Here is a 15,356-nt window from a genome sequence, read left to right on the forward strand (position 1 = left end):
AATTCGACAATAATTTACACACTTTATAAATCTGATGAAACCTACTAATAGGCTATGTCAAAAATCCGAAAACCCCCAATTTATTTATACTTATAGTTTATCTCTGAAAGGGTCTATTAATATGTTGTACTTGGTCATATAGAAAGGCATTAATTTTCAATTCTCTTCCTATATAATACAACATACCCAGGAGAAAACTAATGATAGCTAAACTATAGATTGTGCTTAAAAACCCATTGACAATTTGAAAATTTGAATTTTTTAACCGTTGTTGTGAACGCTTTTCTTTACCTATTAATAATACTAGATAAAATCTGCGTTTAAAAAATGGTATAGAAAGCCTTATATCTACTGGTGATGGATTACTAACACGGTCTATAAATACCCTTTTTAATTCTGTTAGTTGAGTATCAGTGAAAGTTGCGGCTGTTTGAGCAGGAATACGAGCTAAAATTTTTTGTACGAAAGGATCATTTGGCAAATGATTTTGAGTTGAACGTTTATTAAACATTTTATGATTTTATGTTTGATAATTTTTAATGATTAGATTTTTGCTTCAAAATGTAGGATTATGTTCACTATCCCAACATCTATCATCACTCCAATTTTTGTTAGCTCTTTTACATTGAGTTTCATTTTGTATCCAAGGTAATGAGGTAGGAAAGATTGAATTTGATTGCTTAGGAATCAAAGATTTCATTAAAAATAATGTTGAAATGCTCCCAACTATAAAAATAAATGAGAGTGCCATTAAAAATAAAATATTACCAAAAGTCCAAAAAGGATATAACTGTTTTTCATATTGCCAGCGTTGTTTTGACCTGCGTTCTTCACCTGCTAATAGCACTAAATAAAAACGGATTAGTGGAATAGGAACAGATATCCGCAAATCTAAAGAATGCTGTTTCCATTCACGGTGACTAAAGCCTTTTTGAATGGCTTCAATTTGTTCTTTTGTAAAGGTAACTGCTATTTCTGGAGAGATTTGAGAAAAACATTCTTCAAAATCAGAACTAATATTCTGTGTTTTTTTATTGTTCGGTATTTTCATATTTTTAGATAAATATATCTAATCATATATAAATAATAGCATGATCTATTGGGTAGTGCTACAGCAGTTTTACATAAAGTTATTTGTGGATATTTCGCCAGAAATTCATAAAAAGCTGTTCTAGAAATACCTAATTTTCACACCATAACTATTTTGGCTTTCATGGTAATTCTACGAAAATACATTTAAGAAAAATACCGGAATTTACTGAAATTTATTTCATTCTTTAACTAGTACAGCACGGCGTAAATAAACCAACCTTTCACAAAGTCGGAAACCTTTACTAAATGGTAACTACACATTCTGCGTTCGCGACGCTTGTATCGAGATTTCCCCTAACCTCCAAGGCTGTTTCATTGACTGACTTTGGTTGAAGTCAGGGTATTGCTATGGAGACCTCACAATTCCTAGATTTTGTCAATTTTTCTGTTAAAAAAGATGTAGGCAGTGAGGATTTATACGGTTAATGTAGAATGTCAATGCTTATGCATTCTGTAGTATTCCGTTCAAAACTTAACACTGGCCAAAATTTTTGCTTGTTGACTCCATTGTTGTACCAACTCAACCGCAGGACATAAATCACGACGCTGTAATGTTGCTACTTGTAAACGCATAACTTGTCTATGTAATCTATGAATGGGAATTTCCGCCAATTGTGCCACAGAAATCACACCAGCATGGAGTAATAAACCGCAATATTGAGTACCAATACTGGGAATACGAGCTAAATCAGCCAAAGCTAACCATTTATTGACATTTTGAATATTTACCTGTAATTTACTTGCCAATACTAGTTTTGCTTCTGGGGTTTTTCCTTGTTTCACTAGTTCTCCTGTGGTAGTAATGCCACAATTTTGGAGTTGGGATTGTTCTTCTTGGTTTAGTCCAGGTAATTGTTCAATAGGCCAATTACCAGCTTGGAAGAAATTTCTATTACTTGTCTGTTTAGTGGTCATTTTTTTATCTCAAGCATAGAGGCGAAGGAAGACAAAACTGCTATAATCTTATTCTAAAACTCAGTTTAAGCTGACTGGAAAATTAACCTGTAATTAATTCACCTCGCAAAACGGTTACTGCTTGTCCAGAAAGAAAAACACGATTTTCACCTGGATAATTAATTTTTACCACCCCACCACGACTAGAAGCTTGATAAGCCAAGAACTTATCTTTACCCAATTTTTCCCGCCAAAATGGTGCTAAACAACAATGAGCCGCACCAGTTACAGGGTCTTCGTTAATCCCTAAACCCGGCGCAAAAAAGCGAGAGACAAAATCATACTCAGAGCCGGACTTGGCTATGCTAGTAACAATAAAATTAGCAATAGGTAAGGTTTTCATCTGCTGGAAATTGGGTTGCATTTCTCGCACTAATTCCTCAGATTCCACTTCTACTAAATAACCCAAAGAATTTTGATAAACCGATTTATAAGGTATTCCCAGAATTTGGCTTAGTTCTGCTGGCGCTTCTACGGGTTGAGAGTGATTAACGGGAAAATCTAACTCAACCCAATGTATTTGTAACTTGGCAATTAGTACTCCACTTTTAGTATAAAACCGTGCGATTTCATCAGGTAATAAATGCCCTTCAGACCATAGTACATGGGCGCTGGCTAAAGTTGCATGACCACAAAGGGGAACTTCTACAGTCGGTGTAAACCAACGTAAATTAAAACCATCATCTTGCTTCACTAAAAAAGCTGTTTCTGATAAATTCATCTCCTGAGCGACTTTTTGCATCCATTCCTCAGGCTGGGGAGTTGCTAAAATACAGACAGCCGCAGGATTGCCTTTAAATGGTGCATTGGTAAAAGCATCGACTTGAGTAATAATTTTTTTCATATAGTTTAGTATGTAGAATCTATTTTAAGGAGATGATCATTTTAATTGATATTGGTACACATGATGAGGTGTATTAAGAGGATGTTTTAAAAGTATAGAAATGTATATTTTGTTAATTAAGTCATAACTCAGAATTTGAATTTATGCACAACCAAGACACTACCTTACCTGAAACCCTCCGTCAACGTCGTCAAAAACTAGCTGAACTGATTGATTTTCCTGCTATTCTTTGGTCTGGTGGTAGCAGTCCCCGCAATTTCCCTGCTAATACCTTCCCCTACCGCGCTAATAGCCATTTCCTTTATTTTGCGGGAATTTCTCTCCAAAATGCTGCTATTCGTCTAGAAGGTGGCAATCTACAACTATTTATAGATGACCCCCAACCCAGTAGCGCCCTTTGGCACGGTGAAACCCCTACTCGTGAAGAAATTGCTGCAAAAATAGGTGCGGATGATGCCAGACCAATGGCAGAATTAGCAGATTATTTAGAAAATGCGGCTACTTTGTCGGTACAAGATGCGGCAACTTGGACACAACAAACACAATTACTCGATAGATGGGTTTTACCGACCAATCAACCTGAAGGAATTGATTTAAATTTAGCTAAAGCTATTGTTTCTCTACGTCTCACCCAGGATGCAGCAGCATTAGTGGAATTACGCAAAGCTGCGGCTGTGAGTGTCCAAGCACATAAGGCGGGTATGGCTGCGACACCGAAAGCGAAGCTAGAAGCGGAAGTCCGTGCAGCAATGGAAGCAGTAATTATGGGTCATAATATGACGACTGCTTACACTAGTATTGTAACGGTACATGGTGAAGTTTTACACAATGGGCATTATTATCACTCGCTACAACCAGGGGATTTACTTTTAGCTGATGTGGGTGCGGAAACTGAGACAGGTTGGGCTGCTGATATTACCCGTACTTGGCCTGTTTCTGGGAAGTTTTCATCTACCCAAAGGGATATTTATGATATTGTTTTAGCGGCTCATGATGCTTGTATTGAAAAGATAGCCCCTGGTGTGGAATATGCAGAAATTCATCTTTTAGCTGCAACTGCGATCGCAGAAGGTTTAGTCGATTTGGGGATTTTGCAAGGGAAACCGGAAGATTTGGTGAAAATGGATCTTCATGCGTTGTTTTTTCCCCACGGAATTGGGCATTTATTGGGTTTGGATGTCCATGATATGGAAGACTTGGGGGATGTAGCAGGGTATGATGAGGGGAGAAAAAGGAGTAGCCGCTTTGGGTTAAGTTATCTACGCTTGAATCGTCCTCTCCGTCCGGGAATGCTTGTCACCATTGAACCGGGATTTTACCAAGTTCCAGCCATTTTAAATGATCCGAAAATTCGTTCTCAATATCAATATTTAGTCAATTGGGAACGCTTAGAACAATTTGCCGATGTGCGTGGAATCCGCATTGAAGATGATGTCTTAGTTACAGAATCAGGTAGCGAAGTTTTAACAGCCGCATTACCAACTCAAGCTGATGATATAGAAGATTTGTTAGAATTTCCAAAATAATTACAAAATCATGATTAACAAACCAATGCGATTGCCTTCGGCACGCCAAGCGCGATCGCTACTCGCCGGAGTTATGATCAGTTTAGGATTTTCACCATTATTAGTCCAAGCACAACAACCTGTTTCTGATAGCCAAGTTGCTGCAATGGTAGAAGCTTTGCGACTTGCTGCACCCCAGACAAAAAAGCCAAATAGTGGCTATTACAGTGCATGGCAAGTTAAACCAGGAACTCTCAAAGGTTGGTCAAAAACTTGTCTGAAAAAAGAATTAACACCGACTCAGTTTGAAAATGATCCAAAAATAGCCCGTCAAGTTATTTCTTGCATTACAAAACGTGAATTAACTAATCAGTTTCAAGCTACAAATAATAATGAAACTGCTGCTGTACGTGGTGCAGCTTGTTGGTGGATGACTGGACTTTATACAGGTTGCAATCAAGGTTTTACTGGTGATTATGTGCAGAAAGTTGTCCGTTTTTATCAACAAGAACGTGCAAAACCAAAAGCAGTGACATCTCCATCACCTAGATAATTTCTGTATTTGTAAAAAAAGGTGAGAGAAGACTTTCACCTTTTCAGCTTTTTTAAACATATTTTTTGAGTTTCCAAAACTAAAAGTTATGGGCTTGTATGATCTTAAAATTACGAATTATTACGACATAATATCATCGAGTTTGAGTTGTAAATTGGGAAACAGAGAAGAGAAAATAGCATCTCCTAAGCGATATTGTTGCTGCTGATATACTCCATTAACTAGTTTACAGATTGTGAAAGTAGGTTGTTTGGGATTACCGATAAATTGCAAACCACCCAAACCACGAAAATCTACAATCCAATATTCTGGTATTTCCAAAAAAGCATATTCTTCAACTTTTCTGGCATAATCATCTTGCCAATTGGTACTCACCACTTCAGCAACTAACTGAATAGTATTGCCATTACAAATAATAGGCTCTTTTTGCCAAAGTGGTTCTTGGCTAAGTTTTGTTTTATCTAGAACAATAACATCTGGACGGAGTGCTGTTGCTTCCGCAGCAGGTGGTTTAATTAAACAAGTTTTTGGAATCAACCAGTTTAAATTAGAACGAAGAATTTCAGCATAAATTCGACCAGCAATATTTCCTGAAACTTCTTCATGAGGTCCAGTTGGTTCCATATCACGCACTTCTCCATCAATGAGTTCGTAACGAGAGTTGTCTCCATACTCAACTAGAAATTGCTCGAAAGTGAGAAGTTTGGGAGGGCTGTAAGTCATAAATTTATATTGTGACAGCAGGTGATTTTATTTTAACGAAGCTTTAAAATAATTTAATTTTAGATTAGATAATTCAGTATCTCATTTATAGAGTTAGCCCGCGCAGGCGGGCTTTGTTTGTATAGCCCCAGATTTATAATCTGAGGGTGATTTTTAGGATATCTTCAACTCAGTCACTTGCTATATCACTTTCTCAAAACTAACTGAAAGGAATTCAAATAACCTGTGATGGTTTTAGTTAAAGTCGGACGCTGTTTTTTAGAAACTATTGCCATGACTTGATATAGTCTGCCTTCAGCAACATACATCCTATTTGTTGTTACCTTACCAGCCGAATCTATATACTGAATTTCTTTACCTGGATGACCATTAGAACTGCGAATATTACGCTGACTAATTAAATTGCTTTGAGTAGCTTTTAATGTATTAGCTTGGGCTTGACTCAATATTTTTTGCGGGCTGGTCATTTGAGCATAGCTATAAGGAAATTCATTGTAACTTACTAAATATGCAACTTCCTGTTCTGGTGGTTGGGCTACAAATATTTCTAATTTTATTTCTCCCATATAGGTTTTTTGAATTTGAGTTTTCGGTTTTGGTCTTCCTGGCATTAATACCTGAAAACTCTTGTCTGGGGGAGTGAATATCTTCCATGGTGGCTGCACTACTTGAGGAACAGGTGGTTTAGTAGGAGAAGCCACTGGTTTAGGTTGACGCGCCTCGGCTGAAACATAACCACTGTATAATAAAGTGGCTGCAATAAATGGTAGTAAAAATTTGATAGTCATATTTGTAGCCTTCGCAGATGCGGTTTTCACTGTTGCTGCTATTTATAACCTAGAGGCACACAAAGCAGCACCAATTAATCCTACTTGTTGATTAAGAATAATGTGAACAGGGATTTCTTCGAGGATGGAGCGCATTCTGCCTTTTTGGGTAAAATTTAACATAAAACTACCATCTTGCATCAAAGGCAGGATTTTAGGGGCAATGCCACCAGCAATGTATAATCCACCGTGGGGTAATAGTTTCAGCGCTAGATTTCCGGCTTCTGCACCGTAGGCTTCAATAAAAAGTTGGATGGTTTGTTCGGAAATGCGATCGCTCTTAGCTAAGGCTGCACTACCAATAGCCGCACCAGGATCAGCAGTTTTTTCTTGTTGTCCTGCTTCTTGTTCCCACTTTCTGACAACTTGGGCGATTTCCGGTGATTCGATGCCTACTTTGCGATCGCGCAAAAATTGATAAATTGAAGTAATTCCCAACCCAGAAACTACTCTTTCCGCAGAAACTCGTTGAATATCATGTTTATCCAAAAGGTATTTTAAAAGTTGAAATTCTAACTCCTTCCGGGGTGCAAAATCTGCGTGTCCACCTTCTGAGGGAAAAACTTGATACTGATTCCCCTGTTTGATTAAAAATCCTTGTCCTAACCCAGTTCCCGCACCAATAACTGCTATTGGCGCTTCTGGTTGATGTTTACCAGCTTGCAAAGTCAGCAAATCTTGTTTAGTTAAACCGAAAATGCCATAACCCACAGCCGCAAAGTCATTAATCAGAATGATGGACAGTATTCCTAGTTCTTGGGCTAAACGCTCTGTATCTAAAAACCAGGCTAAATTGGTTAACCTGGCGGTATTTTTTACCACTGGTCCTGCGATCGCAAAACAGGCTTTTTCTGGTGTGGAGGATTTAGCTGCTGCCAAAAATTGCTGTACCATCGGCACTAAATCGGGAAAATCCCCACTGCGATAACTCTGTTCATACAGGGTATTTAACGCTGCTGAGTCTGAGGATTCCACCAATCGCAAAATTGTTTTCGTCCCGCCGATGTCTCCTGCTAATAACAAGGTCATAAAAAATATCAGTCAGTTAGTTATTTTTGCTTAGTATCAAGTTGCCATTAATTTAAAATCCCTAATTTAGAGATTTAAACAAATCGTACTACTTCCTCTATTTTGCTTAAATGGGAAGTGTCTCCCTTTAGTTCTAGCAACCATTCTGATTCTTGTCGCACCACTTTCACTAAAGAACATAAAGTAGCTTTAACTTCAGTTTTGGCAATTTCTCCTACTAATCCCATCGCTGCACCCAGCACCGAAGCACCATGCGCTACTAGTAGGATATCATTTGGATAGAACTCAGACGCTAAACATCTTGCAGTTTGTCCAGAACGTTCTCGCACTTTTTCATGGGTTTCGGGATATTGTGCCGCAATGCGCGACGTGTAACTGGTGTCAATTCTGGGGAATAATGCTGCTAAATCTAGAGTTGAGAGTCTTTCTGGTTCTTCAGTCATCCACTCTGGATTCAACCACTCACTTAAACCTGTTTCTAGTTTAATCGGTAAATCTAGAATTTCTGCGATCGCATGAGCTGTTTGCACTGTTCGCAGAAATGGAGAAGCAAATATCTGGGATATTTTTTCACCTTTGAGTCTGTTTGCTAACTGTTCTGCCTGTATCATGCCATCATCTGATAAAGGTGGATCATAGCGTTTTTCCGCTGTGAGGAACCAATCAGGGTTGACAAAATCCAGTCGGTTGGCGTGTCGTGCTATCCAGATTATTTGATTCATGGGTGTAAATAATTTTACAGTTATACGCAGATAGACACCCAAAACACAGGTGCAAATATCAATATAGGACATAATTGTAATATTTCGTAATAATTAAGATAATTTTGCATTATTTTTGGAATATTTTTTATTTGCAAGTCCCTTGTATCAGTTAGATAAAGTTAGTAAATTATACTGCAAACGGGTGAAATTTGGACTTATGTCATACTGAGCGTAACGTAGTGCAGCGAAGTATCTCGGAGATTCTTCACTTCGTTCAGAATGACACTTTTAACCCGTTTTTAGTATACCAAACTTGTAGGGGTGAGGTTTCCCCACCCTCAATTTTACCTAACATTTCTCACCAAAAAATTAGCCTGTCCACAACTTTTTCGAGAACGTCTCAAAATCTCTTCGCTACAAATACCAGGTTTACCATCTTTAGAATAGCAAAAGAAAACTTCTTGCAAAAAACGACCTGAATCAGAACAATAAGGTGCTACTCCATTAGCAGTAAATTTATTCTTATTAGCACTCACAAAAGCAGTTTTTAAATCTTGAACTGTAGTACGAAAAGGTTTGTCAGGACGATTATAAGCTGTAGGAATAGCAAGAGAATATTTTAACTGTTTAGATAAATTTAAATATTCTACAGGTTTTTTCCCTGAACAAGTTCCATGTTTTTCCCATTCATGATCAAAAAGTTTTTCATTAGGAAACAAACCTCTAAACTTTTGCTTAACTAATGGTGGCAATTTTTCAGTTGAACAGTTAGCCGGATAACCTTTTTGGTACTGTGGCCAAAGACCATGCAAGACAAAACCATACTTTTTCCCTGGTTTGCACTGTTGTGGATCACGATTACCATTTTTAGCGCAATAATCAGGAGACCAGGAAAGAGTTAGTACATAAAAATCAAATTTACCTGGAGTACCACGATTTTGTGCGATTGCACTATTAGGTAAAGTCAGACTAGTTATTAAGATAGAAGATGCAATCACCAGTTTCTTTATCTGCATATTAATAACCATTTCTTCCTGTTATAAAAGTGTTATTAATTACATTACAGCATTTTGGCAACGAAAAAAGACATATAGCTAAAATTGATTATTCTTGGATAATATCATCATTTCTTGTCCAATTCTGGGTAAGGATACAGAATATTTGATATAGCAGGGAATAGGGAACAGAAGAGAAAAATATTCTTCTTCCTCTTCCTCCTGACTCCAGACTCCTGAATTCTTACAATTCTGGAAGCATTAGCCGATATCAGTATTTTATTCCACCACCTAATTGAAAGTATGATTGGATTTAATTATACAAATCGGGAAAACTTATATTTGTACCAAATTCCCTATCCTGCCGAAGATAAATAAACAATATGTGCCAAAAAAACTTACGATGATTCTCATAAGCCATCGCTAGTGATAATTTTTATGAGTTACTATATCGCTCCCAGCTTTCTTGATAAACTTGCTGTTCACATTACCAAAAATTTCTTACATCTTCCTGGTGTGCGAGTTCCCTTAATTTTAGGTATTCATGGACGCAAAGGAGAAGGGAAGACTTTTCAGTGTGAGTTAGCCTTTGAAAAAATGGGTATTGAAGTAACTTTGATATCTGGAGGGGAATTAGAAAGTCCAGATGCAGGAGATCCAGCACGGTTAATTCGTCTGCGTTATCGAGAAACAGCAGAATTAATCAAGGTACGCGGCAAAATGTGTGTATTAATGATTAATGATTTAGATGCAGGTGCTGGACGTTTTGACGAAGGTACTCAATACACTGTTAATACCCAGTTAGTAAATGCCACACTGATGAATATCGCTGATAATCCTACAGATGTGCAGTTACCTGGAAGTTATGATTCAACTCCTTTGCATCGTGTACCGATTATTGTCACAGGTAATGACTTTAGCACCCTTTATGCTCCATTGATTCGTGATGGACGAATGGAGAAATTCTACTGGGAACCCAACCGTGACGACAAAGTGGGGATAGTGGGGGGAATTTTTGCACCTGATGGATTTTCGCAGCGGGAAATTGAAGAGTTAGTTGATGTTTTTGCAAATCAATCCATTGATTTTTTTAGTTCCTTGCGATCGCGCATTTATGATCAACAAATCCGCAATTTTATTCATCAAGTTGGTTTTGAGCAAATATCCCAGCGGGTAGTTAACAGTTTGGAAGGGCCACCTGAGTTTAAAAAGCCTAATTTCAACCTATCGCATTTAATCGAGTCCGGTAAATTAATGGTAGGTGAACAAAAACGAGTCGAAACTTCTCATTTGGTTGATGAATATAATCGTTTAAATCGAGGGACAGCTTCTCAACCCAGGTCAAATTTAACAGAAACACCCAGTATTCAACCTCCAATTCCACAAGCAGCAACATCAATTACCCATTTAAGCTTAGATACACAAGCACAAGTCCGGCAAATTTTAGCCCAAGGTTATAAAATTGGCGTTGAACACGTAGATGAACGCCGCTTCCGCACTGGTTCTTGGCAAAGTTGCGATAATATTCAGATTGATGCTGAATCAGATGCTATTTCTACTTTGGAATCTTGTTTAACTGAATACAGTGGTGAATATGTGCGCTTAGTAGGAGTTGATCCCAAGGTGAAGCGACGAGTAGTGGAAACTATTATTCAGCGTCCTCATGGTAAAGTTGCAAATTAAACCTCATCCCTTTTGAAAACCGAAGTGTAGACTTTAAATGGTGATAAAAAATCATCATCAAAATCAAAATCGTAAGAATTCAGGAGTCAGAAGAAGGGAGAATATTTTTCTCTTTTTTTCCCTGTTCCTTGCTAATATCAAATATTCTGTATCCTGAATCCTTACTCAAAATCAACAACTTGAAATATTGTTGTCATATTAAATCACATAGACAGGAGTATAGATTTATTTAAGTAAACTTGTAACTGTAGTCACTAAATGTTAGAACAGTGTTGGTTACTCAAAGCCTTACAAAAAATAACTTTATACTCAGCACTGGCTAAACGCCACGCTACCCCTCACAGGATTCAGCACTCTGCTATAGTTACTGGGGATAGCGATAACAAAGATGTATAATTAGCCCGTCTTCTCTATAAAAAAGAACATCTTGAGTAATAGCCTGCTTGACTATTTCTTTTACCTTGATAAGGGGCATATGTGGCAAGAAGAAAAAAAAGATAGTGTAATCATTCGTCTGGCGTTATCGCTGGCTTTAGCTACCACCCCACTGACAGCAAATCTATTGGTGTCAGCACCTGTATTGGCAGAATCAGCAGCTGATGTTAACACGTTCCCACAACCGCAAACAGTGGAGAATGGAACCATAGTAAGGATTGATGGTTCCATAAACTTGGCGACAATCAACCAAAGCTTGAAAGATAACTTTGAAAAACAGTTTTCTGGTACGCAGGTAGAATTGGGAGTCAATGGTACTGATGCTGCACTCAAAGCTTTGCTAGATGGCAAAATTGATATAGCAGCGATCGCACGCGGACTAACCCCAGAAGAAAAACTGCAAGGTTTAGAGCAAGTGCGTTTACGTCGAGAAAAAATTGCGATTATAGTTGGTGCAAACAATCCCTTTCAAGGAAGTTTAACTAGTGAACAATTCGCCCAAATTTTCCGGGGAGAAATTACTGACTGGTCAGAACTAGGAGGGAAATCCGGCAAAATTCGGTTTATTGATCATCCCTCAACTAGTGATACTCGTAATTCCTTTCGTGACTATCCAGTTTTTAAGTCCGGCGAATTTTCCACGGGTGCTAATGCTATCCAAGTAAGCGAAGATAAAACTGCCGAAATTATTAAACAATTGGGTACAGACGGCATCAGTTATGTGATAGCTAATCAAGTTTCACAATTGCAAGATGTGCGAACTTTAAAAGTACAGGAAATCTCACCAGATAGTTCTAAATATCCCTTTTCCCAGCCGTTAGTATATGTTTACAAGCAAAATCCCAGTTCAGCAGTAGCCAGCTTTCTCGGCTTTACAACCGCACCGGTAGGTCAAAAAACAATAGATGCAGCTAGAGATGCAGAAGCATCTGCGATCGCAGCTAGTGCATTACAAATGTTAACTACAGAAACTTCTACAAGCGTCACGCCAGAGGCTATACCTGTACCCAATACTACAGCTAATGCAGGTAATGAGCAGCAGTTTGTGAATCCGGTGGAAAATAATCGGAATGTAATATTTTTGATGCTGTTATCATTGCTGCCAGTTGTTGGTTTAGGAGGCTTTTTAACTTGGTGGTTACGAAAAAGAAAGCGATCGAAAGATAGCCTGGAAACATCTATTTCCAGCACAACTATTCCACCAAGCACATCAGATGAATACAGCATTATTCCCCCTGTGAATAACGCCGCCATAACTAATGGCACATCTCACTTAGCTCAAAACACAACCACAATCGTATCTAATACAGAAGAACATCTCACTCTCACAGAAGCTGAAACTTTAGAAAGTAGTCTAGTAAGCGTAACTGCAAAAGAAACCAATACTATCGAAGGTAATACAAATAACCTGGATACTTCCGCTGAAACAATTGCTCTTGACTGTGGCGAAGTAGTATGGGACACAGAAGCACCTGTCGCAGTTGTTAATACTCCTTATCCCTCAGTCCCCAATTTTCCAGAAATAGTATTCGATATAGAACTACCAACAGATGAGTTCACTGGTTCCTTATCAGAATTACTCAATGAACCAGCCGTACTATCTCATCAAGAGTCCAGCACTTCATTGTCAGAATTACTCGATGAGCCAGCATCAACTTCTCATCAAAATGGGACAAATTCATTCTCAGAAGTCATTAGTTTACTAGCAGATTCATCTAATACCGAATCCAGCACTTCACTGTCAGAATTACTTGATGTCCTAGTAAATTCACCCAATGCTGAATCTAACACTTCACTTTTAAATTCACTAACTGCCACCACCGCTAAATCAAATAAAGAATCCAGTACCTCACTGTCAGAATTGCTAGGTTTACTACCAGCAGAATTAGATCTAGAACTAGTAACAGAGGAGTCTACAAATTCAGAATTTGAGTTATCAGATGAGTTAGGAGATATATTCAATACTTTAGCGGATGAGGCTGAATTCAAGGCTGATTTGACAGAAGAAGCATCTTCAAGTTTATCTATTCCATCTCATCGCCCCCAACTAACAACTGATCAATCCCCTCTGAATACAATCGCAGAGATAGAAGATTTAGCTAGTATTGATAGTATTCAAGACTATGCTTTATCAGATTTACAAGGGCAATCCAACATCTCAGAAGCTGCTAGTTCGTTAGATATTGATGCAAACAGTAGTATTGTTTTTACCCCTCGTACTCCTAAGTGGGCTTATGTTTCTTGGTATGTTTCTGAGTCTCAAAAAGAAGTACTGCGGAAAAAAGGAGGTACTCTCTTAGCAGTCCGACTTTATGATACTACTGATATTGATCTGAGTTATCAAATTCCCCAGCTAGTGCAGCAGTATGAATGCGAGGAAGCAACCCATGATTGTTATGTAGCTATTCCCACAAGCAATCGTGACTACATAACTGAAATTGGTTATGTCACCGATAGTAATGCCTGGATGCGTTTAGCTCGCTCTGGTACTGTTCGTATTTTTCAGCGCCCTAGTGCCGATTTCTGGTTTGTAGCAGACACTGAGCTAGTTATTCATGGAGCAACGGAGCCAGGTGCAACAGTGACTATTGATGGTCATATCATTAAACCTAAATCTGATGGTACTTTCCAGTTCCGTGTTCCCTTCTCAGATCGTTTACTTAACTATCTGTTGACGGCAACTGCTATTAATGGAGAACAGAGTAGAACTATCCATAAGAAATTTTCCCAGGAAAGTTCAGAAAGTTAAACCTAGGAGTGATTATTGTTTGCCGTAATCACTCCTCATAATTCCCCACTGCCTAGCTATTACTTTATTCTCATACTCAAATCCAACCACTTTGACTGAGTAATTGGCGCACTACTAGAAATATAATCAATACCAGTCTCAGCTACAGCGCGAATAGTTTCCAACGTTACATTCCCAGACGCTTCGATTTTCACTCGTTTATCCTGCTGGCGAATCAACTGCACCGCCTCAAACATCATATCTAAAGCCATATTATCTAACATAATAATATCTGCTTTGTGCTTTAAAGCTTCCTGTACCTGTTCTAAACTTTCCGTTTCCACTTCAACTGTGAGGGGATAAGGAATCCGGGAACGAATCTGAGTAATTGCTTCCCCAATACCTCCAGCAACAGCAATGTGATTATCCTTAATCATCACTGCATCATCTAACCCCATACGGTGATTAATCCCTCCTCCTACAGTAGTTGCATACTTTTCCAAGATTCTCAATCCTGGAGTTGTTTTGCGCGTATCCACCAACTGAACAGGTAAATCTGCTATTTTCTCCACATATATATTAGTGAGAGTAGCAATTCCACTCAACCGCATTGCCAAATTCAGCGCCACCCTCTCCCCCATAAGTAACGCATCCAAGGAACCGTTAATTTGGGCTATCATCTGTCCTGGTTCACACTTTGCTCCTTCAGGGATAAGACCTAAAAAGCTAACTTGATTATTCAAAAGCTCGAACACCCTAGCAGCGATCGGTAAACCAGCAATTATTCCCGGCGCTTTCGCTATCCACTGAGCTTGTCCTGGCGTTGCATTTTGGGATAAAAGAGACTCAGTTGTGCGATCGCCCCTACCAATATCTTCTAATAACCAACCATGTAACAGCGGATCTAAAACTAGCCAAGACGGCAAAACACCCACTTTATTCACAACTTCATTATTTATGCTTGACTTCAAATTAAGACTATAGCCTATAACCTTTACTCCATAGGGATTTTAGCTGAATAGAAAAAAAGCCCAAAAAAAGAGAGTCAAAGTAGTTGACAAACGAAAGAAGGTTCGATATATTGAATAAGTGCCAAAGAGAGAGCCGCGAGAGAGCGGGACTCGGAGGGACACCGAACCTTGAAAATATTATAGTTTGAAAGCTAGTATACGACAAGTAATTGCGTCAGTAAAGAAAATAACCTGACCGTGGTTGTAAAAACGGTCGAAAGAGCTTAAACAGACGAACCAAAATGGAGAGTTTGATCCTGGCTCAGGATGAACG

General features: G+C 38.5%; 14 protein-coding genes. 4 read left to right on the forward strand and 10 right to left on the reverse strand.

The features are described 5' to 3' along the window. Window positions 1-97: 97 nt before the first annotated feature. The 4 genes from VB713_RS21850 to VB713_RS21865 all read right to left on the reverse strand — a co-directional run bounded on the left by VB713_RS21850 (window position 98) and on the right by VB713_RS21865 (window position 2,890). Window positions 98-511, reverse strand: coding sequence for a hypothetical protein (locus tag VB713_RS21850; protein ID WP_323313606.1), 414 nt, complete (start codon window positions 509-511; stop codon window positions 98-100). Between the two features lie 45 nt (window positions 512-556). Beyond that, on the reverse strand, window positions 557-1,051 hold the full coding sequence (locus VB713_RS21855) for a hypothetical protein (RefSeq protein WP_323313607.1): 495 nt from the start codon (window positions 1,049-1,051) through the stop codon (window positions 557-559). A gap of 506 nt (window positions 1,052-1,557) precedes the next feature. Further along, window positions 1,558-2,007 carry a DUF4332 domain-containing protein gene (locus VB713_RS21860; RefSeq protein ID WP_323313608.1) on the reverse strand — a complete coding sequence of 150 codons (450 nt, stop codon included), beginning with the start codon at window positions 2,005-2,007 and terminating at the stop codon, window positions 1,558-1,560. Window positions 2,008-2,089: 82 nt separating this feature from the next. After that, entirely contained in the window at window positions 2,090-2,890 is an 801-nt protein-coding gene (locus VB713_RS21865) for a PhzF family phenazine biosynthesis protein (RefSeq protein WP_323313609.1), read from the reverse strand. Window positions 2,891-3,033: 143 nt separating this feature from the next. Here VB713_RS21865 and VB713_RS21870 point away from each other — a divergent pair, with 143 nt between their 5' ends. Together VB713_RS21870 and VB713_RS21875 are read left to right on the forward strand one after the other, a co-directional pair. Beyond that, window positions 3,034-4,416, forward strand: a complete 1,383-nt coding sequence (locus VB713_RS21870; protein WP_323313610.1) for an aminopeptidase P family protein — start codon at window positions 3,034-3,036, stop codon at window positions 4,414-4,416. Between the two features lie 10 nt (window positions 4,417-4,426). Next, window positions 4,427-4,948: a hypothetical protein gene (locus tag VB713_RS21875; RefSeq protein WP_323313611.1), complete on the forward strand. Its 522-nt coding sequence runs from the start codon at window positions 4,427-4,429 to the stop codon at window positions 4,946-4,948. Window positions 4,949-5,068: 120 nt separating this feature from the next. Here the strand turns inward: VB713_RS21875 and VB713_RS21880 are convergent, their stop codons facing one another. From VB713_RS21880 to VB713_RS21900, 5 genes are all read right to left on the reverse strand, one after another. Continuing rightward, a complete protein-coding gene (locus VB713_RS21880; RefSeq protein WP_323313612.1) occupies window positions 5,069-5,671 on the reverse strand; it encodes a Uma2 family endonuclease in 603 nt (200 codons plus the stop codon). A gap of 185 nt (window positions 5,672-5,856) precedes the next feature. Further along, window positions 5,857-6,459, reverse strand: a complete 603-nt coding sequence (locus VB713_RS21885; protein WP_323313613.1) for a hypothetical protein — start codon at window positions 6,457-6,459, stop codon at window positions 5,857-5,859. Window positions 6,460-6,501: 42 nt separating this feature from the next. Then, the gene (locus tag VB713_RS21890; RefSeq protein WP_323313614.1) at window positions 6,502-7,527 is read right to left on the reverse strand and encodes a glucokinase; all 1,026 of its coding nucleotides are present in this window, start codon (window positions 7,525-7,527) and stop codon (window positions 6,502-6,504) included. Window positions 7,528-7,601: 74 nt separating this feature from the next. Next, window positions 7,602-8,249, reverse strand: a complete 648-nt coding sequence (locus tag VB713_RS21895) for a histidine phosphatase family protein (RefSeq protein ID WP_323313621.1) — start codon at window positions 8,247-8,249, stop codon at window positions 7,602-7,604. Window positions 8,250-8,575: 326 nt separating this feature from the next. Continuing rightward, complete coding sequence (locus VB713_RS21900) at window positions 8,576-9,247, reverse strand: ribonuclease T2 family protein (protein ID WP_323313615.1); 672 nt, start codon at window positions 9,245-9,247, stop codon at window positions 8,576-8,578. A 417-nt stretch (window positions 9,248-9,664) separates the two neighbouring features. Here VB713_RS21900 and VB713_RS21905 point away from each other — a divergent pair, with 417 nt between their 5' ends. Both VB713_RS21905 and VB713_RS21910 read left to right on the forward strand, forming a co-directional pair. Then, a complete protein-coding gene (locus VB713_RS21905; RefSeq protein ID WP_323313616.1) occupies window positions 9,665-10,909 on the forward strand; it encodes a ribulose bisphosphate carboxylase small subunit in 1,245 nt (414 codons plus the stop codon). Between the two features lie 475 nt (window positions 10,910-11,384). Beyond that, window positions 11,385-14,093: a substrate-binding domain-containing protein gene (locus VB713_RS21910; protein WP_323313617.1), complete on the forward strand. Its 2,709-nt coding sequence runs from the start codon at window positions 11,385-11,387 to the stop codon at window positions 14,091-14,093. Between the two features lie 59 nt (window positions 14,094-14,152). On the opposite strand, the gene nadC is transcribed toward VB713_RS21910, so the two are convergent. Further along, window positions 14,153-15,016, reverse strand: a complete 864-nt coding sequence (gene nadC / locus VB713_RS21915; protein WP_323313618.1) for a carboxylating nicotinate-nucleotide diphosphorylase — start codon at window positions 15,014-15,016, stop codon at window positions 14,153-14,155. Between the last annotated feature and the right edge of the window lie 340 nt (window positions 15,017-15,356).

The organism is Anabaena cylindrica UHCC 0172 (genome assembly GCF_034931625.1).
Lineage (GTDB): Bacteria > Cyanobacteriota > Cyanobacteriia > Cyanobacteriales > Nostocaceae > Anabaena > Anabaena cylindrica_A.

Bases quoted from the DNA above. Each gene is read 5' to 3' on its own strand.
- VB713_RS21850 (WP_323313606.1), bottom strand. From the start codon at position 511: ATGTTTAATAAACGTTCAACTCAAAATCATTTGCCAAATGATCCTTTC.
- VB713_RS21855 (WP_323313607.1), bottom strand. From the start codon at position 1,051: ATGAAAATACCGAACAATAAAAAAACACAGAATATTAGTTCTGATTTT.
- VB713_RS21860 (WP_323313608.1), bottom strand. From the start codon at position 2,007: ATGACCACTAAACAGACAAGTAATAGAAATTTCTTCCAAGCTGGTAAT.
- VB713_RS21865 (WP_323313609.1), bottom strand. From the start codon at position 2,890: ATGAAAAAAATTATTACTCAAGTCGATGCTTTTACCAATGCACCATTT.
- VB713_RS21870 (WP_323313610.1), top strand. From the start codon at position 3,034: ATGCACAACCAAGACACTACCTTACCTGAAACCCTCCGTCAACGTCGT.
- VB713_RS21875 (WP_323313611.1), top strand. From the start codon at position 4,427: ATGATTAACAAACCAATGCGATTGCCTTCGGCACGCCAAGCGCGATCG.
- VB713_RS21880 (WP_323313612.1), bottom strand. From the start codon at position 5,671: ATGACTTACAGCCCTCCCAAACTTCTCACTTTCGAGCAATTTCTAGTT.
- VB713_RS21885 (WP_323313613.1), bottom strand. From the start codon at position 6,459: ATGACTATCAAATTTTTACTACCATTTATTGCAGCCACTTTATTATAC.
- VB713_RS21890 (WP_323313614.1), bottom strand. From the start codon at position 7,527: ATGACCTTGTTATTAGCAGGAGACATCGGCGGGACGAAAACAATTTTG.
- VB713_RS21895 (WP_323313621.1), bottom strand. From the start codon at position 8,249: ATGAATCAAATAATCTGGATAGCACGACACGCCAACCGACTGGATTTT.
- VB713_RS21900 (WP_323313615.1), bottom strand. From the start codon at position 9,247: ATGCAGATAAAGAAACTGGTGATTGCATCTTCTATCTTAATAACTAGT.
- VB713_RS21905 (WP_323313616.1), top strand. From the start codon at position 9,665: ATGAGTTACTATATCGCTCCCAGCTTTCTTGATAAACTTGCTGTTCAC.
- VB713_RS21910 (WP_323313617.1), top strand. From the start codon at position 11,385: ATGTGGCAAGAAGAAAAAAAAGATAGTGTAATCATTCGTCTGGCGTTA.